The sequence below is a fragment of the Bordetella sputigena genome, from assembly GCF_965137885.1.
Taxonomy (GTDB): Bacteria; Pseudomonadota; Gammaproteobacteria; order Burkholderiales; family Burkholderiaceae_B; genus Bordetella_C; species Bordetella_C sputigena.
This window is the reverse complement of sequence record NZ_CBCSCA010000004.1, coordinates 72518-97637: the sequence shown is the minus strand read 5'-3', so window position 1 is coordinate 97637 and position 25120 is coordinate 72518. Positions and strand designations below refer to the sequence as shown.

Genomic DNA, 25120 nt, shown 5'->3' with positions numbered 1-25120 from the left:
TTCGCGGCTGAAGAGTTTCTCCAAGCCGCATCGTCGTAGTTCATCGTTGTCGTTTCAGTCCACCAACTCTCCTTTGAACCTCAGGAGTGCATCACATGAAAGCATTGCGCCCCACTCGTCTGATGGCCGCCGCCGCGCTGGCCTTCGGCGTCGCCGCGTCGCCCCTGGCGCACGCGACGAAGGATGTGACCTTTGCCGTTTCCATCGCCCTGGAAACGCTGGATCCCTACAACACCAACAGCACCCTGAACCAGGCCGCCGGCAAGGCGTACTACGAAGGCCTGTTCGAGTTCGACAAGGACCTGAAGATCCAGCCCGTGCTGGCCACCGGCTATGAAGTCAGCCCCGACGGCCTGGTCTACACGATCAAGCTGCGCCAGGGCGTCAAGTTCCAGGACGGCACGGACTTTACCGCCGACGCCGTCAAGGTCAACTTCGACCGCGTGTCGAATCCGGAAAACCGCCTGACGCGCTATACGCAGTTCAACCAGGTCGCAAAGACCGAAGTGGTTGATCCCTATACGGTGCGCATCACGCTGAAGCGTCCGTTCTCGGCCTTCATCAATGCGCTGGCGCACCCGGCCGCGATGATGATTTCGCCGGCCGCGCTGAAGAAGTGGGGCAACAAGGACATCGGCTTCCACCCGGTCGGCACCGGCCCCTTCGAATTCGTCGAATGGAAGCCGGCCGAATACCTGAAGGTGAAGAAGTTCGACGGCTACTGGCGCAAGGGCTATCCCAAGGTCGATACGCTGACCTTCCGCACGGTCACCGATAACAACACCCGTGCCGCCGTGGTGCAGACCGGCGAGGCCCAGTTCGCCTTCCCGGTGCCTTACGAGCAAGCCGCGTCGCTGAGCAAGAACGACAAGATCGACGTGGTCGACCGCAAGAACTCGATCATGGCCCGCTACATGTCGATGAACGTGCAGCAGAAGCCCTTCGATAATCCCAAGGTGCGCCAGGCCGTCAACTACGCGATCAACAAGGAAGCCCTGATCAAGGTCGCCTACGCCGGCTACGCCAGCGTGTCGACCGGCGTGATTCCGCAAGGCGTCGAATACGCCTATGAGATCGACAAGAAGGGCTGGTCCTACGATCCGAAGAAGGCGCGCGAACTGCTGAAGGAAGCCGGCTACCCCAACGGTTTCGAAAGCACGCTGTGGTCGGCCTATAACGACGGCACGTCGCAGAAGATCGTCCAGTTCCTGCAGCAGCAATTGGCCCAGGTCGGCATCAAGGTCTCGGTCGAAGTGCTGGAATCCGGCCAGCGCGTGCAGCGCGTGCAGCAGGTGCAGAAGCCCGAGGACGCCAAGGTCCGCATGTACTACGCGGGCTGGTCCTCGTCCACCGGCGAAGCCGACTGGGGCCTGCGTCCGCTGCTGGCCACGGAAGCCTTCCCGCCGCAGCTGAACAATACGGCGTACTACTCGAACCCGAAGGTGGATGAGGACATCAAGAAGGCCCTGACCACCACCGACAAGAGCGAGAAGACCGCGCTGTACAAGGATGCGCAGCAGACCATCTGGAACGATGCGCCGTGGGCCTTCCTGGTCACCCAGGGCAATGTGTACGTCAAGTCGAAGAACCTGAGCGGCGTCTATGTGATGCCCGACACCAGCTTCTGGTACGGCGACGTCGATCTGAAGCAATAAAGGCAGTGCGGTAAACGCAGTGCAGTAAACCACCGCGCGGATGCCCGGCATCCGCGCGCAGGAATTCCTTATGCTTACCTACATCGTCAAGCGCCTTCTGGGCATGATACCCACGCTGCTGCTGGTGATCGCAGTGGTGTTCATGTTCGTCCACATGCTGCCCGGGGATCCCGCGCGGCTGGCGGCGGGCCAGGATGCCGACGAACAGACCGTGCAACTGGTGCGCCAGGAACTGGGGCTGGACCTGCCCCTGCCGCAGCAGTTCGTCCGTTACTTCACGCATATGCTGCAGGGCGACCTGGGCGTATCCCTGCGCAGCAAGCGACCGGTCAGCACCGAGATCGCCGACCGTTTCATGCCGACGCTGCTGCTGACGGTGACCAGCATGGTGTGGTCCGTGCTGTTCGGCATGATCATCGGCATCGCATCGGCCGTGTGGCGCAATCGCTGGCCCGACCGCCTGGGCATGACGCTGGCCGTGTCGGGTATTTCCTTCCCCGCCTTCGCGCTGGGGATGATGATGATGCAGGTGTTCTCCGTGGAGCTGGGCTGGCTGCCGACCATAGGCGCGTCCAGCTGGAAGCACTACATATTGCCTTCGATTACTTTGGGCGCGGCCGTCGCCGCCGTGATGGCGCGCTTTACGCGCGCGTCCTTCGTCGAAGTCATACAGGAAGACTTCGTGCGCACCGCGCGCGCCAAGGGCCTGGCCGAGTCGGTGGTGGTGGCCAAGCACACGCTGCGCAACGCCCTGATCCCGGTGGTCACGATGATGGGCCTGCAGTTCGGCTTCCTGCTGGGCGGCTCCATCGTGGTCGAGACCGTGTTCAGCTGGCCCGGCCTGGGCGCGCTGCTGGTCGACGCCGTGACGCAGCGCGACTATCCCGTGATCCAGGGGCTGGTGCTGCTGTTTTCCCTGGAATTCATTCTGATCAACCTGGTGGTCGACGTGCTGTACGGCGTGATCAACCCCAGCATCCGGTACAAGTGAGGCGGCCATGACGCAACTCGACAACACCGCCGCCGCCGGCGCCGCGACCGCCGCCGTGCCCGCCGGCGCCGAAGCCGTGCGCACGCCGTTCACGGAGTTCTGGCGCAAATTCAAGAAACAGCATCTGGCGCTGGGCGCCGGAATCTTCGTGCTGCTGCTCGTCCTGGTGGCGATATTCGCGCCGTGGATCGTGCCCTTCGACGCGGAAAACTATTTCGACTACGACAATCTGAACGCCGGTCCCTCGCTGACGCACTGGCTGGGCGTTGATGCGCTGGGCCGCGACATCTTCAGCCGCATCCTGATGGGCGCGCGCATCTCGCTGGTCACGGGCTTCGTGTCGGTGGCCCTGGGCGCGGCCGTCGGCACCTTCCTGGGCCTGATGGCGGGCTATTACGAAGGCTGGTGGGAACGGGTCAGCATGAGGCTGTCGGATGTGCTGCTGGCCTTTCCGGGCATGCTGCTGGCGATCGGCGTGGTGGCCATCCTCGGCTCCAGCATGGTCAACGTGGTGGTCGCCGTGGCGGTGTTCAGCGTGCCGGCCTTCGCGCGGCTAGTGCGCGGCAACACGCTGTCGATCAAGCACATGACTTATGTGGAAGCCGTGCGCAGCATAGGCGCGTCGGACTGGACCATCATCATGCGGCACATCCTGCCCGGCACGATATCGCCCATCGTCGTGTACGGCACCATGCGCATCGGCACGTCCATCATCACGGCGGCCAGCCTGTCGTTCCTGGGCATGGGCGCGCAGCCGCCCACGCCGGAATGGGGCGCCATGCTGAACGAGGCGCGCGCGGACATGGTGACCTCGCCGCACATCGCCGTGTTCCCGGCATTGGCTATCTTCCTGACGGTGCTGGCCTTCAATCTGCTGGGCGACGGCTTGCGCGATGCGCTGGATCCCAAGATCGATCGGCGGTAGGCGATGGCGACGGGTATGACGGCTGGTTCGGTCGCGTCGTCAGGCGCGGTGTCGCGAGGCGCGGACGCAACGGTCGGGACCAATGCAGCCGCGGCGTATCCGCGCGTCGGCACGCTGGCTTCCGGACCGCTGGATACGGCGTGCGATGTGGGCGGCGTCACGGTGGGCCATGTCACGCTGGCGCATGACGCCATCCAGACCGGCGTGACCGTCGTGCGGCCGCACGGCGGAGACCTCTACCGGGACAAAGTGCCGGCCGGCCTGGCCGTGCTGAACGGCTTCGGCAAGAGCGCGGGGCTGGTGCAGGTGGAAGAACTGGGCGTGCTGGAAACGCCCATCGCGCTGACCAACACCTTTGCGGTGGGCACCGTGGCCAACGCCCAGATCCGCCAGGCCGTGGCGGCCAACGCGGAGATCGGCCGCGCATGGCCGACCGTGAATCCCCTGGTTTTTGAATGCAACGATGGCTACCTGAACGATATCCAGGCCATGGCGGTCGCCGAATCCGACTATGCCGCCGCCCATGATGCGGCCGGCGTCGACTGCGCCCAAGGGGCGGTGGGCGCGGGCCGCGGCATGTCGTGCTTCGGTTTCAAGGGCGGCATCGGCAGCGCGTCGCGGATCACGCGTCCGCTGGACGGCAGGAGCTGGACAGTGGGGGCGTTGGTGCTGGCGAACTTCGGCCGCCAGCCCTTGCTGACCGTCGCCGGCCGGCCGTTCGGGCAGTGGCTGGAGAGTGATCATGCGCAGCGCCGCCAGGCTGGCGGCGCTGCCGCGGAAGGTCGCGAGGGCACGCCGGCGGATCTTGCCCGCGGCGACGAGGCGGCCGGCCCGGAGAAGGGCTCCATCATCCTGCTGCTTGCCACCGATGCGCCCCTGGACGCGCGCCAGCTGCGCCGCCTGGCCCTGCGCGCCGGCGCCGGACTGGCCCGCACCGGTTCCGTATTCGGCCATGGCAGCGGCGACATCGCGCTGGCCTTTTCCACGGCGTACACCGTGCCGCACCTGGCGGAACGTCCCATGCCGGCGATCGCCATGCTGCATGAGACCCGCATCGATCCGCTGTTCGAGGCCGCCGCCGAGGGCATCGAACAGGCCATCCTGAATGCGTTGTGGCACGCCGACGGCGTGACCGGCCGCGACGGCCACGCCCGGCGGGCCATACGCGAGGCCATTCCGCACTGGCGCGACTGGCTGGACGGCGGGCCTTGAACGCCGCGGCGGCCGCGCGCTCCGACAGAGCCGAACGCGACTCGCGGGCGTGCCCGGGCGGCGGCCCGGCAAATTCCACGACGTCGATCGCCACGCATCGGTGACGCGACGCCGACCACACACGACATCGATCATCAGGAAGCTTGCACCATGCGCATACTGGTCTCCACCGACATCGAAGGCGTCGCCGGCGTCTTCCATTCCCAGCAGGTCACCGCCGGCAATCCCGAATACGAACGTGCGCGCGCCTGGATGACCGGCGAAGCCAATGCCGCGGTGGCCGGCGCTTTCGACGGCGGCGCCGACGACGTGCTGGTCAACGATTCCCATGGCGGCTTTCGCAATCTGCTGCCCGACGGCATCGACGAACGCGCCCGGCTGGTGCTGGGCAAGCCGCGCTACCTGGGCATGATGGGCGGCCTGGAGGAGCCCTGCGACGCGGTCTTCATGATCGGCTACCACTCGCGCGCCCAGGGCCGCGGCGTGCTCGCGCACACCATCAACGGCTTCTCCTTCGCCAAGGTTCGCATCAACGGCATGGAACTCGGCGAAGCCGGCTTGTACGGCGCGCTGGCGGGAGAGCTGGGCGTGCCCGTCGCGCTGGCCAGCGGCGACGATGTCTTCATCGGCGAAACCCGCGAACTGTTTCCCGGCGCCGTCTGGGTACAGACCAAGATCGCGCGCGGGCAGGGCAGCGGCGTATCGCTGTCGCCGGCCGCCGCGCGCGCCGCCATCCGTGAAGCCGCCCGGCAGGCCATGGACAATATCGGCACGCTCAAGCCCTGGCGTATCGAACCGCCTATAGAATGCGTGCTGCAGACCCAGAACCCGGCGCTGGCCGATCTGTTCTGCACCTGGCCCGCGCTGGAACGCGTGGACGGCGTGACGCTGCGCTTCACCACCGACAGCATGCAGGCCGCCATACGCACGCTCAACAGCCTGGCCGCCATGTCATTCATGCTGCGCTGATAGCGCCCAAGGATTTCCATGCCGCCTACCGACGCCCGTATCGCCGCGCTGCGCCACGCCATGGCCGCGCGCGGCCTGTCCGCCTACGTCGTCCCCTCCGCCGATCCGCATCTGTCCGAATACCTGCCGGCACGCTGGCAGGGGCGGCAGTGGCTGTCCGGCTTTACGGGGTCCGTGGGCACCCTGGTCGTCACCGCGGATTTCGCCGGCGTATGGGTGGATAGCCGTTATTGGGTGCAGGCGGAAGCGCAATTGGCCGGTACCTGCGTCAGGCTGATGAAACTGGGCGACCCGTCGGTGCCCGCGCATCCGGAATGGCTGGCGGCGCATTGCAAGGCGGCATCCGCCGCCGTGGTGGGCGCGGACGGCCAGGTGCTCTCGCTGGCGGCGCACCGCGTCCTGTCCGACGCCGTGACCGGGGCGGGCGGGCGGCTGGATATCGGCCATGACCTGCTCGGCGAAATCTGGCCCGACCGGCCGGGACTGCCGGCCGCGCCGGTGCGCGAACATCTGGCGCCTTACGCCTGTGTGAGCCGCGCGGACAAGCTGGCGCACGTGCGCGCCGCCATGCAGGCGAAGGGCGCCACGGCGCACTTGATCAGTTCGCTGGACGACATCGCGTGGCTGTTCAACCTGCGCGGCGCCGATGTGGACTACAACCCCGTCTTCGTCGCCCACGCGCTCATCCTGGCCGATCGCGCGGCAATCTACACGGCGCCTGGCAAGATCGACGCAGCCCTGGCGCGTCGCCTGGACGCCGACGGCGTGTCCGTGCATGCCTACGACGCCTTCGCGCAAGCCTTGGCCGCGCTGCCGGCGGACGCCGCCGTCCTGGTGGATCCGGCGCGCACCACGGTGGGCGTGCTGGCGGCCTTGCCCGCCGGCGCGCGCCGCGTGGAAGCCATCAACCCGAGCACCCTGGCCAAATCCCGCAAGACCGACGACGAATTGGCCCACGTGCGCGCGGTCATGGAGCAGGACGGCGCCGCGCTGTGCGAATTCTTCGCCTGGTTCGAAGGCGCCGTGGGGCGCGAACGCATTACTGAACTGACCATAGACGAAAAGCTCTCCGGCGCCCGCCGGCGCCGGCCCGGATTCGTGTCGCTCAGCTTCGGCACCATCGCCGCCTACAACGCCAACGGCGCCATGCCGCACTACCGCGCCACGCCGGAGTCGCACGCCGTGATCGAAGGCGACGGCCTGTTGCTGATCGATTCGGGCGGCCAGTATGAGGGCGGCACCACGGACATCACGCGGGTGATCGGCGTCGGCCAGCCGACGGCGGAGCAGAAGCGCGATTTCACGCTGGTGCTGAAGGGGATGATCGCGCTGTCGCGCGCCCGTTTCCCGCGCGGCGTGCTGTCGCCGATGCTGGACGCCATCGCGCGCGCGCCGATCTGGGAAGGCGGCGCGGAATACGGCCATGGCACCGGCCATGGCGTGGGCTACTTCATGAATGTCCACGAAGGGCCGCAGGTGATTTCGCATCGCGCCCCGGTCACGGCGCATACCGCCATGGAGCCCGGGATGATCACCTCCAACGAGCCGGGTATCTACCGGCCGGGACGCTGGGGGGTACGGATCGAAAACCTAGTCTGCAACCGGCCCGCGCAGACGACGGAGCTGGGCGAATTCCTGGCCTTCGAGACCCTGACGCTGTGTCCCATCGATACGTCCTGCATCGTCACGGACATGATGCGGCCGGACGAGATCGCCTGGCTGGACGGCTATCACGCGCAGGTGCGGGAGCGCCTGTTGCCGCATGTGGACGGCGCCGCCCGGGATTGGCTGCTGGCGCGCACGCTTCCGCTGGCGGCGGCCGAGTAGGCGGGGGCCGGAGGGCGCGGTCGCGCGCGTGCCGGCCGCCCCGCGCCAGGCGAGGCGTGCCGGTCACACGTTCGGCGCAGGCGGCCGGAAAGGGCGTCCGCCGTTGTTACTTCGCGACGCGATGGGAAATACCGGGATTCGCCGGCTGCCCGGCTATAATCCAAATTTCCCGCACGCGCCCGGCCGCCCGGGCGCTCTTCACGATGACCAAATACGTATTTGTCACCGGTGGCGTAGTGTCTTCCCTGGGGAAAGGCATCGCCGCCGCGTCCCTTGGCGCGATCCTGGAATCGCGCGGTCTGCAAGTCACCCTGCTCAAGCTGGACCCCTATATCAACGTCGACCCCGGCACCATGAGCCCCTTCCAGCATGGCGAGGTATTCGTCACGGAAGACGGCGCGGAAACCGACCTGGACCTGGGCCACTACGAGCGCTTCATTTCCACGCGCATGCGCAAGGTGAACAACTTCACCACCGGGCAGATCTACGAGTCCGTGCTGCGCAAGGAACGCCGGGGCGACTACCTGGGCAAGACGGTGCAGGTCATCCCCCACATCACGAATGAGATCCAGGACTTCATCGCGCGCGGCGCCGAAGCCGGATGGGATGGCAACACCGACGTGGCCATCGTCGAAATCGGCGGTACGGTCGGCGATATCGAGTCCCTGCCTTTCCTGGAAGCCGCGCGGCAGATGAGCCTGCGCATGGGCCGCAACAACGCGGCCTTCATCCACCTGACGCTGGTGCCCTTCATTGCCTCGGCCGGCGAGCTCAAGACCAAACCGACGCAGCACTCGGTGCAGAAACTGCGCGAAATCGGTATCTATCCGCACGCGCTGCTGTGCCGGGCCGACCGTCCCATCCCGGAAGACGAGCGCGCCAAGATTTCACTGTTTTCCAACGTGCCCCTGGACGCCGTCATTTCCGTCTGGGACGCGGACTCGATCTACAAGATTCCCGCCATGCTGCACAAGCAGGGGCTGGACAACCTGGTGTGCGACGCCCTGGGCCTGACGCCGCCCCCGGCCGACCTTTCCATGTGGGACGACCTGGTCGACGCCCTGGAGCATCCGGTGCACGAAGTCACCATCGGCATGGTCGGCAAGTACGTCGACCTGACGGAATCGTACAAGTCGCTGACCGAAGCCCTGGTCCACGCCGGCATCCACACCCGTTCGCGCGTCAAGATCGAATACATCGACTCGGAAGACCTGGAAGCCCACGGCACCGACAGCCTCAAGCACCTGGACGCCATCCTGGTGCCGGGCGGTTTCGGCAAGCGCGGCACGGAAGGCAAGATCGCCGCCATCCGGTATGCGCGCGAAAACGGCGTGCCCTATCTGGGCATCTGCCTGGGCATGCAGCTGGCCGTCATCGAGTTCTCCCGCCATGTGGCCGGCCTGGGCGGCGCGAACAGCACGGAATTCGATCCCGCCGCGCCGCATCCCGTGGTGGCCCTGATCACCGAGTGGATGGACCGCGAAGGGCGCGTGGAAAAGCGTGACGCCAATTCCGACCTGGGCGGCACCATGCGCAAGGGCGCGCAGCGCTGCCCGGTCAAGCCCGGCACGCGCGCCGCGCAAATCTACGGGCCGGAAGTCAACGAACGGCACCGCCACCGCTACGAAGTGAACAACGTCTATGTGCCGCGCCTGGAAGAGGCCGGCATGGTCATCAGCGCGCGCACGCCCACCGAGAATCTGCCCGAGATGATGGAGCTGCCGTCCCACCCGTGGTTCGTGGGCGTGCAGTTCCACCCGGAATTCACCTCGACGCCGCGCGACGGGCATCCCTTGTTCTCCAGCTACATCCAGGCCGCCATCGACAGGCAACAGCGCCGTGCGGCGGATGCCGCCTGATGGCGCGCGCCCGCAAACGCCATGGCCGTTTCACGGCCGTTTGATGCCAGGTGGCGCCGGCCGGTCCGGCGCCATCGCCTAACGTTTTCATCGATCTCAACGACTTAGGGAAGACCATCATGAGTGCAATCGTCGACATCATCGGCCGCGAAATCCTCGATTCGCGCGGCAATCCCACCGTGGAATGCGATGTACTGCTCGAATCCGGCGCCATGGGCCGCGCCGCCGTGCCGTCGGGCGCCTCCACCGGCACGCGCGAAGCCATCGAATTGCGTGACGGCGACAAAGGCCGCTATCTGGGCAAGGGCGTGCTGCGCGCGGTCGAAAACCTGAACACCGAAATCTCCGAAGCGCTGATGGGCCTGGACGCCCAGGAACAGACCTTCGTCGACCGCACCCTGATCGAGCTGGACGGCACCGATGCCAAGGAACGCCTGGGCGCCAATGCCATCCTGGCCGCCAGCATGGCGGTGGCGCGCGCCGCGGCCGACGAATCCGGCCTGTCGCTGTACCGTTATTTCGGCGGCAGCGGCCCCATGAGCATGCCGGTGCCGATGATGAACGTCATCAATGGCGGCGCGCACGCCAACAACACGCTGGACCTGCAGGAATTCATGATCCTGCCGGTGGGCGCGGCCAGCTTCCGCGAAGCGCTGCGATGGGGCGCGGAAGTCTTCCACGCGCTCAAGAAGCTGATCAACGCCCAGGGCATGTCCACCGCCGTGGGCGACGAGGGCGGTTTCGCGCCCAACGTGGCCAATCACGAGGCCGCCATCCAGCTGATCCTTAAGGCGATCGGCGAAGCCGGCTACGAGCCCGGCACCCAGATCGCGCTGGGCCTGGACTGCGCCAGTTCGGAATTCTTCAAGAACGGCAAGTACGTGCTGGAAGGCGAGGGCGGCATTTCGCTCAGCTCGCAGGAATTCGCCAATCTGCTGGCCACGTGGTGCGACAAGTACCCCATCATCTCCATCGAAGACGGCATGGCCGAAAACGATTGGGAAGGCTGGAAGCTGCTGACCGACCAATTGGGCAAGAAGGTGCAGCTGGTGGGCGACGACCTGTTCGTCACCAACACGCGCATTCTCAAGGAAGGCATTTCCAAGGGCGTGGCCAATTCCATCCTGATCAAGATCAACCAGATCGGCACGCTGACCGAGACCTTCGCCGCCATCGAAATGGCCAAGCGCGCCGGCTACACCGCCGTGGTCTCGCATCGGTCGGGCGAAACGGAAGACTCCACCATCGCCGACATCGCCGTGGCGACCAACGCCATGCAGATCAAGACCGGTTCGCTGTCGCGTTCCGACCGCATGGCCAAGTACAACCAGCTGCTGCGCATCGAGGAAGAGCTGGCCGAGGTCGCGTCCTATCCCGGCCTGGAAGCCTTCTACAACCTGCGCTGACCTGGTCGCGCGTCCGGCGGCCGTTCCTGAAGGGGCGGTCGCCGTTCAACCCCACTCGGATACCGCATGCGCCTGTTGTTCCTGGTTCTACTGGCCCTGGTCTGCCTGATCCAGTACCCGTTGTGGCTGGGTAAGGGCGGCTGGTTCAAGGTATGGGACCTGCAGAAACAGGTGGCGGCGCAGCGCGCCGTCAATGAGGGCATGCGCGCCCGTAATGCCGCCCTGGATGCGGAAGTGCGCGATCTGCAGACAGGCACCGGTGCGCTGGAAGAACGGGCGCGCAGCGAACTGGGCATGATGAAGGAAGGCGAGGTCTTCGTGCAGATCGTGCCGGCCGGCAGCAATCCCCCTGTGCCGGCGCCACCCGCCGAGGCGGCGAATCGCCAGGGTTCCCCCGGCGGCGCGCCATCCGCGAATCGTGCGTCCGGCGCTAATGCGTCCAACGTCTCGTCGACGAACCGTCCCGCGACCGGGCCCAACGCGGCGCAGGGCGCGCGCCGCTAGCGGTCTACCACGCGGGCTGGAAGCGCCCCGCACGTCGTCATTAACGGTCCACGCAACATATAAGTACCCCGCACGCCGGGTCATCCGACCGCCGATGATCCGCGTTCCGGGATGCGCCTTGCGCTCCTGGATCGGGCTGTCCGGAGACGGCCGCACTTTCCTCGCCCCGCCAGGGCGGCAGGACTTGAAGCCGATCGCCGGCGCCGGCCCCTGGGGCAGCCGGCCGCCCTACGCCCTCGGACCGCCAGGGCCGGCTCGCGCCGCCGGCAGCGATCCGGTGCCATAGTACGGGATGCGACTGCATGGGCAAGGCCATTTCCATTTCCATCACCAGCATGCCCGCGCGCGCCGCCGGATCGCGGCTGCCTCGCCCGGCCGCGAGCCGCGCCAACAAGGCGCGCAGGCCCGGCAGCCAGGGTGGATGCGCATAAGCCAGCCGCAGACGCAGCATATTCGCCTCGAAAACCGTCTGCCCTGACCGCGGCCCGCGCCCCGCCTGCCACCCCATGCGGCGGCGGCGCAGATGCTGTTCGGCCTGGTAGTCGTTGCGTATGGCCGGCAACCCCGGCGCGCCCGGCACGCGCAGCGATGCATCGCCGAAGTCGGCATAGGCTTCGGCCGTCGGGGCGAGCACCTCGATACGCCAGGGCGCGGCGCCGGTCTGCTGCGCCACGTACAGGAAGCTGGCGCGCATGCGAGTGCGCGCATCGCCATGTCGGCCGGGAGGGTGGAACAGGGGCAGCAGGGCGGCTTCAAAAGCCTGCTCGATCGCCGCCGGGCGCGCGTGCGCCGTGGTGCCGGCACGGGCCGCTTCCAGGAGCGCCAGGTTCAGCATCTGGCGGGTCATGTGCCAGCGGGCGGCTTCGATGATCAGCAGCCCGCAGAAGAATAGGGGCAGCGCGCTTGCGGTAAAGGCCGCCATGGCCGCCCCGCGCTGGCGGACCGCCGCGCGCGAGGTCGGTGGATGCATGACGCGAGTCTGCCGCGCCGGCCGGCGCGCGTCGATTGCGATATATACGCGTGCTGGAACGGGCGCACATGGCCGAGCACGCCATTGCCCGCATTGCCCGCATTGCCCGCATTGCCGCAGTGCGCCGCGCCGCGGCACGGCGCCGCAGCGCGCCGGCACGCGCACCGCCGGTGCGTCGCATCGTCCCGGCAGGCGCCTGGACTAGTGCACCGTCGGCGGATCCTGCCCAGGCAGTGCCTGCGACTCCGTGAACAGCCCCGCGCAATCCACCGCATCGAATACATACGGCTTGCCGCAGAAGTCGCAGGCGACTTCCACCTCTCCGCGCTCGGCCAGGATGTCCTCGATTTCCGCGCGGCCCAGCATGCGCAGCATATCGGCGACCTTGCCGCGGTTGCAGGGGCAATGCCAGCGCACCCCGGACGGCTCGAAGGTCAGCAGGGTTTCATCCCAATACAGGCGGTGGATCAAGGTATCGATGTCGGTGCCCAGCAGCTCATCCGATTTCAACGTCTGCGTCAGATGCACCGCCCGGTTCCAGCTTTCCTCCGCCGCCTCGGGTGTCTGCGCGACGCCGCCCTGTCCGGGCAAACGCTGCAGCAGCATGCCCGCCGCATGGTTCTCATCCGCGGCCAGCCACAAGCGGGTTTCCAGCTGTTCCGACTGCTGCATATAGTGGCTGAGCGCATCGGCGACGGTCTCGCCGACGATAGGCACGATGCCCTGGTAGGGCTGCTGCCCGGGCGCTTTACGCTGCGGATCCAGCACCACGATGAAACGGCCATTGCCGCCGGGGTTCATCAGGCTTTGCATGGTCCCGGTATCCGGCACCACCTGCTCCTGGCGCAGCTTGACGGTCGCGCGCAGGCTCAGGTCGGCGCGGCATTCCACCACCAGCAGCGCGATGGGCCCGTCGCCCTGGACCTGCATGACCAGCGAACCGTCGAACTTCAGGTTGGCGGCAAGCAGGGTGGATGCGGCGATCAATTCGCCCAGCAGGCGTTTGATCGCGGGAGGGTAGTCGTGATGGACCTGGGCGGCGCGCCAGGTGTCGTGCAGCCGTACCGCCTGCACGCGCACGGTACGGTCCTCGAACAGGTATTTCTTGAGAAGATCGGTCATGCACGAATGTTAGCCGATACCGTCTTCCCGCCGCCCGCTCCGGCCCCGCGGCCGGCGTCCGTTTCAGGGCAACCGTGAAGGATGAGTACGGCGACGCCGGTAGCGGCGCACGTCACCCGATGCGTTTCAGCACGCGCTTGTATTGGCGACCGCGCTCCACATAACCCTGCGTATTCAGGTGCATGCGGTCGATCTCTTCCTGGGTCAGTTCGCGCACCACCTTGCCGATGCCTATGACCAGGCTGTTGTCCGGGATGACGCGGCCTTCCGGAATGATGGCGCCGGCGCCGATCAGGCAGTTGCGGCCCACCACCGCGTCATTCAGCACGATGGCCTGTATCCCGACCAGCGCGCCGGCGCGTATGGTGCACCCATGCAGCATCGCCTGGTGACCGACCGTGACGTGTTCTTCGACGATCAGCCCATGGCCCTTGTCGACATGGAGCACCGACGATTCCTGGATATTGCTGCGCTGGCCGATAACGATGGGCGCGTTGTCGCCGCGTATCGTCACTTGCGGCCAGATGCTGACGTCCGCTTCCAGGGTGACGTCGCCGATGATGTCGGCGCTATCGGCGATATAGGCGCTGGCGTCGATGCGCGGCGCGACGCCTTCGAGTTCGTAGATGGCCATGCTGTCTCCCTGCGTCAGGCGGGCTGGCCGCCGCTCGCCCTTTCTGCTTTTTCCTCTTCACGCTGCCGCAGTATCCGGCGCTGCACCTTGCCGGTGGTCGTCATGGGCAGTTCGTCCAGGAACTCGATTTCCTTGGGATATTCATACGGCGCCAGCCGTTCGCGCACATGGTCCTGCAGGGCCTGCACGATGCCGTCGTGAGCCTGGGCGGCGTACTCCGGCGTCAGGACGACATAGGCCTTGACCAATGCGCCCCGCTCCGGATCCGGCTTAGGGACCACCGCGGCATTGGCCACCGCCGGGTGCCCCAGCAGGCAACTTTCGATTTCACCGGGCCCGATGCGATAACCCGCCGATTTGAAGACATCGTCGCTGCGTCCGGCGTACCAGAGGTAGCCGTCTTCATCCATGCGCGCCAGGTCGCCGGTACGGCACCAGTCGCCGCTGAATTTCGCCGCTGTCGCGGCCGGGTTGCGCCAGTACTGCAGGAACAGGACGGGATCGGGATGGCCGTGAATGTCGTAGCGGTTCAGCGCGACTTCGCCGATTTCGCCCGCCTTCACCGGTTGGCCTTGTTCGTCGATGACGCCGACGCGGTGACCCGGATAAGGGCGGCCCATGCTGCCGGGCTTGGCCGGCCAGCGTGCCTGGCTGTTGCCCACCAGGTAATTCATTTCAGTCTGGCCGAACATCTCGTTCGGCGTAACGCCCAGTGCCGACTGGCACCAGCCGAACACGGTCTCGCCCACGCTTTCCCCGGCGCTCATGATCGCCCGCAATGCCAGCTTGTAGCGTTCGCGTGGCGCCGGCACCGCCTTCATCATGGCCTTCAGCGCGGTGGGGAACAGAAAGGTGTTGGTGACCTGATAGCGCTCCAGCAGCTCGAACGAGCGTTCCGGCGAGAAACGCCCACGCGTGCCGACGATGGGGTGGCCGAAATACAGCGTAGGCAACAGGGCGTCCATCATGCCGCCGGTCCAGGCCCAGTCGGCCGGCGACCAGAACACATCGCCCAGCTTGGGAAACCAGTCCTGCGAGGCCACAAAGCCGGGCAGATTGCCGATCAACGCGGAGTGGGGCAGCAGCGCGCCCTTGGGCGCGCCCGTGGTGCCGGACGTATAGAGCAGGATGGCCGGGTCCGTGGCCAGGGTGGCGATGCGCTTGAATTCCGCGGGCTGGCGCGCCAGCAGGCTGCGCCAGGGCAGCACCCGTTCGTCGGCGAACCCGATGCCGATGATCTGGTGCAGGGCGGGGCATTGTTCCGCGATGGACAGCAGATTGGCGCTGGACGCCGCATCCACCACGGCCACCCGCGCTTCCGAGTCGCGCAGGCGGGATTCCAGCGCTTCGGGGCCGAACAATCCGGACAAGGGCACGATGATGGCGCCGACGCTGTAGGTGGCCATGTGCACCACCACGGTCTCCGGTCGTTGTCCTAAAACAACACCTACGCGGTCGCCTTTTCCGACCCCCATGCGCACCAGGCCGTTCGCCAACTGGTTGGCCGCTTCCGCCAGGCGTCCGTAGGTCCAGACCTCTCTGTTGCCCGCCTCGTCTTCGTAATAAATGGCAATGCGGCGCGCGTCGAGGCCGCTTTCGGCCCAACGGTGGCAGCACACCTCGGCGATGTTGAACTGCGTGGGTACTAGCCAGCGGAAAGAGTCGTAAAGCGCCTGGTATTGATCGTTCATGGCCCTGTTGTGAGCGGTTACAACGATGGTACTCGTCGGCAGTGCTTTTGGGGCCGGATTGCCCCAGACGCAAGCATGACCTAGAGGGCCACGATCCGCAACATTCGCGTGCAACGGCCTGTCGCGCCTAGGGTTATTACCGATGTTGCTGCGCGTGCCGCCCTACGGCGCCAAACGGCGCGCCAGCGCGGGCCGGTTGGCCCAGCAGGCTGGGGCGTGGCAAGCCGGTGCATCACCTGGCAGGCGCCATCCGGCCGATGCGTCGCTTTATGGATGCTTGCCCTGCCGGCGCAGGGCCGAGGGAAGCGCGGGCAGCGATACCGGCCGAGGCGTGCGCGCCGCCGGCGCGCCGGCCGCGCGGTCCGCCAGCACGGTGGCCCAATCGAGCAACTGCAACTGGCCCGCATGATCTTCGGCCAGGGCTGACAGGCTCTCCACCCAGTCGCCATCGTTGCAATACAGCACGCCGTCGATGTCGCGCAGTTCGGCTTTGTGGATGTGGCCGCAGACAACGCCGTCCAAGCCGCGCCGGCGGGCCTCGCCGGCCAGCGCGTGCTCGAAGTTGGTGATGAAGGCAACCGCGTTCTTGACCTTGTGCTTCAGGTATTGGGACAGCGACCAGTAGTGCAGTCCCATGCGATGGCGCATGCGGTTGAAGTAGTGATTCAGCCAGAGCGCGAACTGATACAGCGAATCGCCCAGGTGCGCCAGCCATTTGCTGTGCTGGATCACGCCGTCGAACTGATCGCCGTGCAGCACGAGCAGCTTGCGTCCGTCGGCGGTCTCGTGGACGTCTTCGTCGACGATCTCGATATCGCCGAAGGCATAGCCGATGAACTCGCGGGCGAATTCGTCATGGTTGCCGGGTACGAATACGACCCGGGTACCTTCCCGCGCCTTGCGCAGGATGCGCTGAACGACGTCGTTGTGCGCGCGCGGCCAGTGCCAATGCTTGCGAAGCTGCCAGCCATCGACGATGTCGCCGACCAGGTACAGCGTTTCGGCTTCGTTGTGGTCCAGGAAATCCAGGAGGAATTCGGCCTTGCACCCCGTCGTGCCGAGATGCAAATCGGAAATCCACACAGTGCGCCAATGCGTCGGGCGAATCTCGTTCACAAATCCCTCGTTCGCGCTGTCATGTACGCATGACATCACCCGGCGATGACGTCGATGTGAAATTCGGATGGCGCTTTCATGACAGCGGCGCGGGACGATGCCTGCCGCGGGCGGCACGATGTGCGCGGCAGGGGCCGCCGTGGGATGCCAGGGCGATACGGCGGGCGCTAACGCCACCGGGGACCGCCGGTCAGGCTATGCGCCGGCCGGACTCTTGCGCGCGGCGCGGGTCGACGCCGGCACGGTCACCAGGCGCGTTCCGGCCCAGCGATCGTGCAGGAACTGGCCTTCCGGATCCAGCCAGGAGCCGATGAAAATCGCGAACGGCGCGGCGACGATGAACATCAGGGTAGCGGGCCAGCGGGTCAGCGACTCCAGGCCCCAGACTGCCAATGCCGCGATCAGCGGCAGCACCCAGGCCAGGCCGTAGCGCCATACCAGGCGGGTCAGGGACGGCGCCGAGCCATCCCTGGTCACCAGCCGGATGTTCCAGGTCTTCATCGGCAGCGTCTGTCCGGACCGCCGCCAGCACACGACGAAATACAGGCCGATGGCCATGAAAAGCCATAGCTGGCGGGCCGGCCGCAGCATCAGGCCGCTGCGGCTCTGGGTCAGGGTGTCGAAAAGATAATCCGCCAGGAAAACCACGCCGAACAGCAGCACGGCTTCGTACATCATGCAGGCAAAACGCCGCAGGCGGGGCGGCGCGGGCAGGGCAGTCGGGGTGTTCATAGCGGCGTATTATCCCCGGCAAAAAAAAAGCCCGCCACGAGGGCGGGTTTTAAAAGGGGCTTGTGCAGCCCCCAAGGGGATCTGTCGCTGTCAGGCGCGCTTTTCGGTTTCAGGCGCGGGCTGCTTCGCCGCTATGGCGGGCATCCGGGGCGCGGAAAGAGCGGCCGAGCTTGCTGATCATCTTAGCCAACGCGCGGAACGGGCGCGGGCGGAATTGTTCTTCAATAGCCTGACGCATCAATTCGCGTTCCAGTTCGTCGGTCAGGCGCAGGGGTTCACGTTCGTTCACGATAATATCCTGGGTGCTAAAAGCAAGCGCTGCGTTCCATCCCGAGGATCGGTTTCATCGCGTGCGCTCTAGGGATAACCCGAATTATAGGGGTTAACCCTAGCGCGCGCAAGTCGCAAAAAAGCAACAAGTTCAACTGCATGGAAAGCCAGGCCGAGCCCCATTTCCCCGGTCGGATCGATCCCGTCGGCGACCGTTGTCTGCTGGTGACCCTGGGCAACCAGGTGGACGCCGCGGTCAACCGGTCGGTGCTGGCGCTGGCGGCGGATCTGCTGGCGGACCCGCCGCCGGGCGTGATCGATGTGGTGCCGGCGTTCACCACGGTCGCCTTGCATTACCTGCCGCAGGCCTATGCCGGCCAGCCCGATACGCCGTTCGCCTGCCTGGCGGCCATCGTGCGGGACCGCCTGCGCCGCGGCATCCCGGATATCGACGCCGAATCGCGGCTGGTGGAGATTCCCGCCTGCTATGGCGGCGCGTACGGCCCCGATCTGGACGAAGTGGCCGAGCGCTGCGGCCTGACCACGGGCGAGGTCATCGAATTGCATGGCGCTTCGCCGCTGGTGGTGTACACCTTCTTTTTCGCGCCCGGCACGCCGTTCGCGGGCGGACTGGATCCGCGACTGGCGGTGCCGCGCCGCGCTACGCCTCGCACCGAGGTTCCGGCCGGCTCGGTGGCCATCGCCAACGGCCTGTCGATGATTTACCAGTTGGCCATGCCGGGCGGGTGGAACCTGATCGGACGCACGCCATGGAATCTGTTCGATCTGCGGCGCGACCCGCCGGCCCGGCTACGCCTGGGCGATCGCCTGCGCTTCGTGCCGATTTCGTCCGCCGAATTCGACCGGCTCTACGAGGCGCGCCCGTGATACGCGTCCTGAAGCCCGGCGCGCTGACGCAACTGCAGGATCTGGGACGCTACGGCCACCAGCGGTACGGCGTGCCCGTGAACGGCGTCATGGATGAATGGGCGCACAGGCTGGCCAATATCCTGGTCGGCAACCCCGACGACACCGCCACGCTGGAATGCACGCTGACCGGTCCCACGCTGCGTTTCATGCGGGAGCGGCTGATCGCGTTGTCCGGCGCCGATTTGCGGGCGCGTATCGACGACATGCCGGCGCCTATGAACCAGCCCCTGCTGGTGCGGGCAGGCGCCACGCTGGCCTTCGGTGAACGCCGGCGCGGCGCCCGCGTGTACCTGGCGGTGCGTGGCGGTTTCGACGTTCCCTCGGTCATGGGCAGCCGCAGCACCTTCGCGCGCGGCGGCTATGGCGGCTTCCATGGCCGGCCGCTGGCGCGGGATGACAGACTCGCATTGTGCGCGGCCGATGCCGGCTACGCGGGCGCCACGCGGCTGCTGGTGCAGTGCGGACTGCCGTTCGTCAGCGCGGCGCAATTCGACTTGCCGGCGCTTCCCGGTAGCCTGGATGGCCTGCGCGCCATGCCGGGACCGCAATGGCAGGCCTATACGGAGGAAGCCCGGACGGCGTTCCGCGAGCAGGCCTTCCAGATCGACAGCCGCTCCGACCGCATGGGCTATCGCTTGAACGGGCCGCGGCTGGCGCTGTCCGCGCCCCTGGAAATGGTGTCGGAGGCGGTGTCCTTCGGCACGGTGCAGGTGCCGCCCGACGGCAATCCGATTGTCCTGATGGCGGATCGCCAGAGCGCCGGCGGCTATCCCAAGATTGCCTATGTCGCCAGTGTCGATCTGCCGCTGCTGGCGCAGGCCTTGCCGGGCGATGCCCTGCGTTTTTCCATGATCACGCTGGAAGAGGCGCAGGCCTTGTATCTGGAACGCGAACAGTCGCTGGAGGCGCTGCGTGCGCAGGTGACGGCCGCGATGTCGCGCGCCGGCGCGGCGTTTGACGCTTCCTGACGGGGGGATGCGGTGTTGACGCCGCCCGGCGGGTCCGAGCGGTGTCGCTGCCTTCAGCGATCGTCGTCCGTTTCGTCCGGGTCGTCGGCGGCCATGTCCGCGTTCGCGTCCACGCCGGCGCCGGCGTTCACCCGCTTGTCGCGATAGCCGGCGCTGACCAGTTCGAAGCTGAACAACCGGCAATCCAGCGCGCCGTTGTGCAGGGGAATCCGCCGCCGCGGTTTCAGGCGCATCTTCTGGGGCAGCGCCATATCGCTGGAGATGGCATCCACCTGCCATCCGGCGAATTGCCGCTTCAGGCATGCGGCCCAATCGCTCCACAGGTTCTCGTCGTGGCCTGCCTGCAGCCGCTCGCCATAGGGCGGGTTGGTGACGATCCAGCCGTGTTCGGCGGGCGCCTGCAGCGCGCGGGCGTCGCCGACCTCGAAGCGTATGCTGTCTTCCGTCAGCCAGGCGCGTTCGGCGTTGCGGCGCGCATGCTCGATGGCCTGCGGATCGATGTCGTAGCCGAACAAGGGCGTGTCCAGCTGGGGCTGGATGCGCGCCCTTGCATCGTCTTTCAGGTCCCGCCAGCGCCGGGCGTCGTGGTCGCGCAGCCGCTCGAAGGAGAAGGGCCGCGCGATGCCGGGCGGTACGCCCAGCGCGATCCATGCGGCTTCGATCAGGATGGTGCCGCTACCGCAGAATGGGTCCAGCAGCGGCGCGGCGGGATCCCAGCCCGCCAGGGCCAGCATGCCGGCCGCCAGGTTCTCGCGCAGCGGCGCTTCGCCCTTGTCCAGCCGCCATCCACGTTTGAACAGCGATTCACCGCTGGTATCCAGGTATAGCGTCGCGGTGTCGGCGGTCAGGAAGGCGTGCACGCGCGCATCGGGTCGCACGGTGTCGATGTCAGGGCGGGCGCCTTCGCGGTCCAGCAAGCGGTCGCAGATACCGTCCTTGACGCGCAAATTGCAGTACTGCAGGCTGCGCATGGGGCTTTTGATGGCGGATGTATCGACCCGCAGCGTCTGTTCGGCGCCGAACCAGCGCTCCCACGGCGTGGCATAGGCCAGGTCCAGCAGATCGTTTTCATCCTGCACCGGAGCCTGCGCGACTTGCACCAGGATGCGCGTCGCCAGCCGCGAATACAGGTTGGCCTGCTGTACGCCGGTCCAGTCGGCGCTGAAGTGCGCGCCGGCCCGGCCGGTGCGCGCGTCGTCGAAGCCCAGGGCGCGCAGTTCGATGGCCAGGACTTCTTCCAGGCCCTGGGGGCAGGGGGCGAATACCTGGAATCGCTCGCTGGCGCGCGGTCCCGGCCCGGGGCGTTTGCGCGGCCGCTCCGCCTGTTGGGCGTGTTGCGCGTGTTCCATGTCATGGGCTTGGGCGGGCGCATGGCTATCGGCCTGGCGCGGGCCGCGGCGGGCGGGAGCGCCAGCGTCCGGCCGCGCCGGTACGCGACGTTCGACGCGGTCTTCTTCCGCGCGGCCGCGCGGCGCATCCGCGGCGGCCTTCGCCGGCCTGGTCTTTTCGCGCTGTTTCTCCTGCAAGGCGACCAGTTTGGCGCGCGCGCCGCTGCGCTTGCGCTTGGCGTCCGCGGCAGGCGCGGCGGCGCCGGCCCGCTTGGTCAGGGTCAGCGTTTTGCGCGGGCGTTCGGAATCGTCAACGGACATGGAATGGATGATCTGGAGATGCTAATGCTCAGAACGGCTTGACGACGACCAGCGCCACCACGATGAACAGCAGCAGTACCGAGATCTCGTTGAACCATCGGTAGAAGGTATGGCTGCGCGTCTTGCCGCCTCGTTCGAATTTGCGCAGCATGACGCCACAGGCATGATGGTAGCCGATGATCAACAGCACGAAGAACAGCTTCGCATGCATCCAGCCGTTGCCTGGCCCCATGCCGATGCCATAGCCGATATACAGCCACAGCCCGAAAACGATGGCGATCACGGCCAGCACGGTGGTAAAGCGGAACAGGCGCCTTGCCATGCCCAGCAGCACCGTGCGCACCGCGGGTTCGTCCTGCTGCGCCAGGTTCACATAGATGCGCGGCAGGTAGAACAAACCGGCGAACCAGGAGGCGATAAAGACGATGTGCAGGGTCTTGATCCAGAGCATGGGCCGCTACCTTTGAGGAAAACCGGCATTGTAGGGCGATACGTGGCGCCGGGTAGGCGCGACCGGCGTGGGTACCGCGTGTCGGCCTTGGGCCGTCGCCAGGCCGCCTGGTGGCTAGCCCGCCGGGTAGCCAAGCCCGCCAGGTAGCCAGGTAACCGCCGGCGCTCAGCCGCGCAGCTGCCCTTCGCCCGTCAGCACCCACTTGTAGGTCGTAAGGCCTTCCAGCCCTACCGGGCCGCGCGCATGCAGGCGATTGGTGGAAATGCCGATCTCCGAACCCAATCCATATTCATAGCCGTCCGCGAACACCGTCGGCAGGTTGACGTACACCGAACTGGAATCCACCTCGCGCTGGAAGCGTTGCGCGGCACCCAGGTTTTCGGTGACGATGGCATCGGTGTGGCCCGAGCCCCAACGGCCGATGTGATCCATGGCGTCATCGAGCGAGTCGACGATGCGGATCGCCAGGATGGGCCCCAGGTATTCTTCGGCCCAGTCCGCGTCGGTGGCGGCGTGGGCGGCCGGAACCAGTTCGCGCGTGCGCGGACAGCCGCGCAGTTCGACGCCATGACGCGTCAAGGCATCGGCCAGGCGCGGCAGGATCGTATCGGCTACCGCCGCATGTACCAGCAGCGTTTCCATCGACCCGCAGACCCCGTAGCGGTAGGTCTTGGCATTGAACGCGATGGCATGGGCTTTTTCCGGATCCGCGTCGGCGTCGATGTAGACGTGGCAATTGCCGTCCAGGTGCTTGATGACGGGTACGCGGGCCTCCGCGCTGACGCGCTGGATCAGGCTCTTGCCGCCGCGCGGCACGATGACGTCGACATGTTCGGTCATGGTGATCAGCTTGCCGACCGCGGCGCGATCCGCGGTATCGACGACCTGTACCGCGTGGGCGGGCAGTCCGGCGGCATCCAGGCCCTGGCGCACGATGGCGGCCAGCGCCAGGTTGGAGCGCAGGGCCTCGCTGCCGCCGCGCAGGATGGCGGCGTTGCCGGATTTCAGGCACAGGGCGGCGGCGTCTATCGTGACGTTGGGGCGCGATTCATAAATGATGCCGATCACGCCCAGCGGCACCCGCATCTGCGCGACCCGCATGCCATTGGGCCGGATGGTCGTGGGACCTATGCTGCCCACGGGATCGGGCAGGGCGGCGACCTGGCGCAGGCCTTCCGCCATCAGGTCCAGGGTGCGGTCGGACAGGGTAAGGCGGTCCATCAGCGCCGGCGTGAGGCCGTTTTCGCGCGCCGCATCCATGTCCTGTCGGTTCGCGGCTTTGAGGGCGTCGCGGCTGTCCCCGAGGGCATCCGCCATGGCGGTCAGCGCGCGGACTTTGGCGGCGCCGCTGGCGGACATCATCAGGCGCGCGGCGCGGCGGGCGTTCTCGCCCAGGGCGAGCATGGCTTGTTCTACGGTCTGGCTGGACATGGCTATCGATGGAATCGGCATGCGCCGGGGCGGCCGGCGGTAAGCTCGTAGTGTATCCGGCGCCGGCGGCTCAGGTTTCCCGTCTGCCGGCGGCGGCTACCCGCAGCGCCAACCGGGTCATCTCTTCCCACGGATCGGCCAGGCGTCCCGGCACGGACAGCCCCTTGATGATGCGGTCGACCTCGTGCGCGTGCTGCACGGCGGCCGGCCAGGCACGCGCGGGCACGCGCGACAGCGCCTGCAGCGCCAGCCTTTCATGGGCGCCGAAAATACGCAGCTTGCGCATGACGGCGCCGCTGTCCTGTCCGCTGGCGCGGGCCTGCGCCACGCGGGCCAGGATGCGGATTTCCTCGCCCACCGCCCACAGCACCAGGGGCAACGCTTCGCCTTCGGCGCGCAGGCCGTCCAGCATGCGTACGGTGCGGCCGACGTCGCCCGCCAGCATGGCGTCGCGCAGGCCGAACACGTCGTAGCGGGCAACGTTCAGCACTGCGCGTTCCACGGCTTCGGCTTCCAGCATGCCTTCGGGATACAGCAGCCCCAGTTTCTGGATTTCCTGATGCGCCGCCAGCAGGTTGCCCTCGACCTTGTCCGCCATCCATTGCAGCGTGGCGGCATCGGCGCGCTGGTTCTGGCGCGCCAGGCGTTCGCCTATCCAGGCGGGCAATCGCCCGCGTTCGATGTTCGCGATGTCGACCAGGACGCCCCGCGCCAGCGCGGTCATCCAGCGGCTTTCGCGCGTGGCCTTGTCCAGCCGCGGCAGCCCGATCGCGATCACCGTATCGGGGTCGCCGCCGTTGGCGTCCGCCTGTTCGGCCAGGCGGGCCAGCATGTCGCCGCCAGCCTTGCCGGGCTTGCCGGTGGGGATCTTGAGTTCCAGCAGACGGCGGTCGCCGAACAGCGAGACGGTCTGGGTGGCGGCGACCACGGCGCTCCAGTCGCTGCGCGCGTCCATCACCATGGATGTGCGCTCGGTGTAGCCGGCCGCGCGCGCCGCCGCGCGCAGGGCGTCCATGGCTTCGGTGACCAGCAGCGGCTCGTCGCCGCTGATGGTGTACAGCGGCGCCAGCCGCGCCCCCGCGCGCCGCAGATGATCGGCGAAGCGGTCGGCGTCCAGGGTTTGCGCCATGGCCAACTAGAAGCTGCCGTCGTCGTCGGGGCTGGCCGGGCCGTTGGTAATGCTCGGGCGGTTCCACGGCAGCCGGTCGTTCTGCTGCGGCGTCGGTTGCGTGATGTTGTAGACGGGACCTTGCTCGTCGCCGGGCTTGGTGGCTTCCAGCTTTTGCGCGGCAAGCCGTACGTCGGGGGCCGTCAAGCGACGCACGATGCGGCTGACCAGGCTTTGTTCCATATTCCGGTACAGGCTCTCGGCCTGGCCTTCCTTGGCCTGTACGACCTGGTCGTTGTACTGCATTTCCCGATAGGCTTCGAGCGTCGTATCCGGCAGCAGGGCGCGGCCCTTGGCGTCGATGACGCGGAAGGTGAACACCAGGCCCAGTTCGTATTCTTCCACCCGGCCCTGCGCATTCAGGGAGACTTCGCGCATCGAGCGCGAGTTGCGTACCTGTTGCAGGATAGCTTCGGCGTCCTTGGGCGCGTCCACCAGCTTGGTATCCGGCGATGCCGCCGCGATGGCCCTGCGCACCTCCGCGCCGAAGCGCGAGTTCGGCGCGATGCCGATGTACAGCGAATCGAAGGGCAGGGGCGTGGTGCCCCGCATCTGGAAGCCGCACGCCGACAGCAGCGCGAGCAGGGCCAGGCCGGCGACGCGCAGCGCCCAGCCCGGGCCGCCGCGCCGCGCGCCCATC

22 protein-coding genes and 1 pseudogene are annotated in these 25120 nt (G+C 67.0%); 11 read left to right on the top strand and 12 right to left on the bottom strand.

All coding sequences use genetic code 11. The features are described 5' to 3' along the window. The first annotated feature begins 95 nt into the window (after positions 1-95). The 9 genes from gsiB to ftsB all read left to right on the top strand — a co-directional run bounded on the left by gsiB (position 96) and on the right by ftsB (position 11348). Complete coding sequence (gene gsiB, locus ACNA0R_RS09085) at positions 96-1655, top strand: glutathione ABC transporter substrate-binding protein GsiB (RefSeq protein WP_415825646.1); 1560 nt, start codon at positions 96-98, stop codon at positions 1653-1655. A gap of 70 nt (positions 1656-1725) precedes the next feature. Then, positions 1726-2646, top strand: a complete 921-nt coding sequence (gene gsiC, locus ACNA0R_RS09080) for a glutathione ABC transporter permease GsiC (protein WP_415825645.1) — start codon at positions 1726-1728, stop codon at positions 2644-2646. Positions 2647-2653: 7 nt separating this feature from the next. Further along, a complete protein-coding gene (gene gsiD / locus ACNA0R_RS09075; RefSeq protein ID WP_415825644.1) occupies positions 2654-3571 on the top strand; it encodes a glutathione ABC transporter permease GsiD in 918 nt (305 codons plus the stop codon). Positions 3572-3574: 3 nt separating this feature from the next. Continuing rightward, entirely contained in the window at positions 3575-4783 is a 1209-nt protein-coding gene (locus ACNA0R_RS09070) for a DmpA family aminopeptidase (RefSeq protein ID WP_415825643.1), read from the top strand. A gap of 150 nt (positions 4784-4933) precedes the next feature. After that, positions 4934-5752, top strand: a complete 819-nt coding sequence (locus tag ACNA0R_RS09065; RefSeq protein ID WP_415825642.1) for a M55 family metallopeptidase — start codon at positions 4934-4936, stop codon at positions 5750-5752. 18 nt (positions 5753-5770) lie between these two features. After that, on the top strand, positions 5771-7579 hold the full coding sequence (locus ACNA0R_RS09060; protein WP_415825641.1) for a M24 family metallopeptidase: 1809 nt from the start codon (positions 5771-5773) through the stop codon (positions 7577-7579). 203 nt (positions 7580-7782) lie between these two features. Then, positions 7783-9438, top strand: a complete 1656-nt coding sequence (locus ACNA0R_RS09055) for a CTP synthase (protein WP_415825640.1) — start codon at positions 7783-7785, stop codon at positions 9436-9438. Positions 9439-9557: 119 nt separating this feature from the next. Then, positions 9558-10844: a phosphopyruvate hydratase gene (gene eno, locus ACNA0R_RS09050; RefSeq protein ID WP_415825639.1), complete on the top strand. Its 1287-nt coding sequence runs from the start codon at positions 9558-9560 to the stop codon at positions 10842-10844. Positions 10845-10910: 66 nt separating this feature from the next. After that, entirely contained in the window at positions 10911-11348 is a 438-nt protein-coding gene (gene ftsB, locus ACNA0R_RS09045; protein WP_415825638.1) for a cell division protein FtsB, read from the top strand. A gap of 40 nt (positions 11349-11388) precedes the next feature. Here ftsB and ACNA0R_RS09040 read toward each other — a convergent pair whose 3' ends face one another. The 7 genes from ACNA0R_RS09040 to ACNA0R_RS09010 all read right to left on the bottom strand — a co-directional run bounded on the left by ACNA0R_RS09040 (position 11389) and on the right by ACNA0R_RS09010 (position 17902). Next, positions 11389-12318, bottom strand: coding sequence for a TadE/TadG family type IV pilus assembly protein (locus tag ACNA0R_RS09040; protein ID WP_415825637.1), 930 nt, complete (start codon positions 12316-12318; stop codon positions 11389-11391). Positions 12319-12519: 201 nt separating this feature from the next. Further along, positions 12520-13440, bottom strand: coding sequence for an Hsp33 family molecular chaperone HslO (hslO, locus tag ACNA0R_RS09035; protein ID WP_415825636.1), 921 nt, complete (start codon positions 13438-13440; stop codon positions 12520-12522). A gap of 112 nt (positions 13441-13552) precedes the next feature. Continuing rightward, positions 13553-14074, bottom strand: coding sequence for a gamma carbonic anhydrase family protein (locus ACNA0R_RS09030; protein WP_415825635.1), 522 nt, complete (start codon positions 14072-14074; stop codon positions 13553-13555). Positions 14075-14088: 14 nt separating this feature from the next. Beyond that, positions 14089-15765 carry an acyl-CoA synthetase gene (locus tag ACNA0R_RS09025; RefSeq protein ID WP_415825634.1) on the bottom strand — a complete coding sequence of 559 codons (1677 nt, stop codon included), beginning with the start codon at positions 15763-15765 and terminating at the stop codon, positions 14089-14091. Between the two features lie 267 nt (positions 15766-16032). Then, positions 16033-16881, bottom strand: coding sequence for a UDP-2,3-diacylglucosamine diphosphatase (locus ACNA0R_RS09020; protein ID WP_415825633.1), 849 nt, complete (start codon positions 16879-16881; stop codon positions 16033-16035). Between the two features lie 195 nt (positions 16882-17076). Next, entirely contained in the window at positions 17077-17613 is a 537-nt protein-coding gene (locus ACNA0R_RS09015) for an RDD family protein (protein ID WP_415825632.1), read from the bottom strand. Between the two features lie 109 nt (positions 17614-17722). Further along, positions 17723-17902 (bottom strand): hypothetical protein, encoded by a 180-nt coding sequence (locus ACNA0R_RS09010; RefSeq protein WP_415826074.1) that lies wholly within the window; start codon positions 17900-17902, stop codon positions 17723-17725. A gap of 140 nt (positions 17903-18042) precedes the next feature. Between ACNA0R_RS09010 and pxpB the strand changes: the two genes are divergently transcribed. Together pxpB and ACNA0R_RS09000 are read left to right on the top strand one after the other, a co-directional pair. Further along, positions 18043-18771: a 5-oxoprolinase subunit PxpB gene (pxpB, locus tag ACNA0R_RS09005; protein WP_415825631.1), complete on the top strand. Its 729-nt coding sequence runs from the start codon at positions 18043-18045 to the stop codon at positions 18769-18771. Next, complete coding sequence (locus ACNA0R_RS09000) at positions 18768-19781, top strand: 5-oxoprolinase subunit C family protein (RefSeq protein WP_415825630.1); 1014 nt, start codon at positions 18768-18770, stop codon at positions 19779-19781. Before pxpB ends, ACNA0R_RS09000 begins: the two co-directional genes overlap by 4 nt. Positions 19782-19921: 140 nt before the next feature. On the opposite strand, the pseudogene ACNA0R_RS08995 reads toward ACNA0R_RS09000, so the two are convergent. From ACNA0R_RS08995 to ACNA0R_RS08975, 5 genes and pseudogenes are all read right to left on the bottom strand, one after another. Further along, positions 19922-21430 (bottom strand): annotated as a pseudogene (locus ACNA0R_RS08995) (THUMP domain-containing class I SAM-dependent RNA methyltransferase); the annotation flags it as partial. 28 nt (positions 21431-21458) lie between these two features. Beyond that, positions 21459-21881 (bottom strand): CopD family protein, encoded by a 423-nt coding sequence (locus tag ACNA0R_RS08990; protein ID WP_415825629.1) that lies wholly within the window; start codon positions 21879-21881, stop codon positions 21459-21461. Positions 21882-22046: 165 nt separating this feature from the next. Then, complete coding sequence (locus ACNA0R_RS08985; RefSeq protein WP_415825628.1) at positions 22047-23312, bottom strand: glutamate-5-semialdehyde dehydrogenase; 1266 nt, start codon at positions 23310-23312, stop codon at positions 22047-22049. A 70-nt stretch (positions 23313-23382) separates the two neighbouring features. Continuing rightward, a complete protein-coding gene (gene holA, locus ACNA0R_RS08980; RefSeq protein ID WP_415825627.1) occupies positions 23383-24441 on the bottom strand; it encodes a DNA polymerase III subunit delta in 1059 nt (352 codons plus the stop codon). A gap of 6 nt (positions 24442-24447) precedes the next feature. Continuing rightward, the gene (locus ACNA0R_RS08975; protein WP_415826055.1) at positions 24448-25119 is read right to left on the bottom strand and encodes an LPS-assembly lipoprotein LptE; all 672 of its coding nucleotides are present in this window, start codon (positions 25117-25119) and stop codon (positions 24448-24450) included. Position 25120 lies beyond the last annotated feature (1 nt).

Bases quoted from the DNA above. Each gene is read 5' to 3' on its own strand.
- gsiB (WP_415825646.1), top strand. From the start codon at position 96: ATGAAAGCATTGCGCCCCACTCGTCTGATGGCCGCCGCCGCGCTGGCC.
- gsiC (WP_415825645.1), top strand. From the start codon at position 1,726: ATGCTTACCTACATCGTCAAGCGCCTTCTGGGCATGATACCCACGCTG.
- gsiD (WP_415825644.1), top strand. From the start codon at position 2,654: ATGACGCAACTCGACAACACCGCCGCCGCCGGCGCCGCGACCGCCGCC.
- ACNA0R_RS09070 (WP_415825643.1), top strand. From the start codon at position 3,575: ATGGCGACGGGTATGACGGCTGGTTCGGTCGCGTCGTCAGGCGCGGTG.
- ACNA0R_RS09065 (WP_415825642.1), top strand. From the start codon at position 4,934: ATGCGCATACTGGTCTCCACCGACATCGAAGGCGTCGCCGGCGTCTTC.
- ACNA0R_RS09060 (WP_415825641.1), top strand. From the start codon at position 5,771: ATGCCGCCTACCGACGCCCGTATCGCCGCGCTGCGCCACGCCATGGCC.
- ACNA0R_RS09055 (WP_415825640.1), top strand. From the start codon at position 7,783: ATGACCAAATACGTATTTGTCACCGGTGGCGTAGTGTCTTCCCTGGGG.
- eno (WP_415825639.1), top strand. From the start codon at position 9,558: ATGAGTGCAATCGTCGACATCATCGGCCGCGAAATCCTCGATTCGCGC.
- ftsB (WP_415825638.1), top strand. From the start codon at position 10,911: ATGCGCCTGTTGTTCCTGGTTCTACTGGCCCTGGTCTGCCTGATCCAG.
- ACNA0R_RS09040 (WP_415825637.1), bottom strand. From the start codon at position 12,318: ATGCATCCACCGACCTCGCGCGCGGCGGTCCGCCAGCGCGGGGCGGCC.
- hslO (WP_415825636.1), bottom strand. From the start codon at position 13,440: ATGACCGATCTTCTCAAGAAATACCTGTTCGAGGACCGTACCGTGCGC.
- ACNA0R_RS09030 (WP_415825635.1), bottom strand. From the start codon at position 14,074: ATGGCCATCTACGAACTCGAAGGCGTCGCGCCGCGCATCGACGCCAGC.
- ACNA0R_RS09025 (WP_415825634.1), bottom strand. From the start codon at position 15,765: ATGAACGATCAATACCAGGCGCTTTACGACTCTTTCCGCTGGCTAGTA.
- ACNA0R_RS09015 (WP_415825632.1), bottom strand. From the start codon at position 17,613: ATGAACACCCCGACTGCCCTGCCCGCGCCGCCCCGCCTGCGGCGTTTT.
- pxpB (WP_415825631.1), top strand. From the start codon at position 18,043: ATGGAAAGCCAGGCCGAGCCCCATTTCCCCGGTCGGATCGATCCCGTC.
- ACNA0R_RS08990 (WP_415825629.1), bottom strand. From the start codon at position 21,881: ATGCTCTGGATCAAGACCCTGCACATCGTCTTTATCGCCTCCTGGTTC.
- ACNA0R_RS08985 (WP_415825628.1), bottom strand. From the start codon at position 23,312: ATGTCCAGCCAGACCGTAGAACAAGCCATGCTCGCCCTGGGCGAGAAC.
- holA (WP_415825627.1), bottom strand. From the start codon at position 24,441: ATGGCGCAAACCCTGGACGCCGACCGCTTCGCCGATCATCTGCGGCGC.
- ACNA0R_RS08975 (WP_415826055.1), bottom strand. From the start codon at position 25,119: ATGGGCGCGCGGCGCGGCGGCCCGGGCTGGGCGCTGCGCGTCGCCGGC.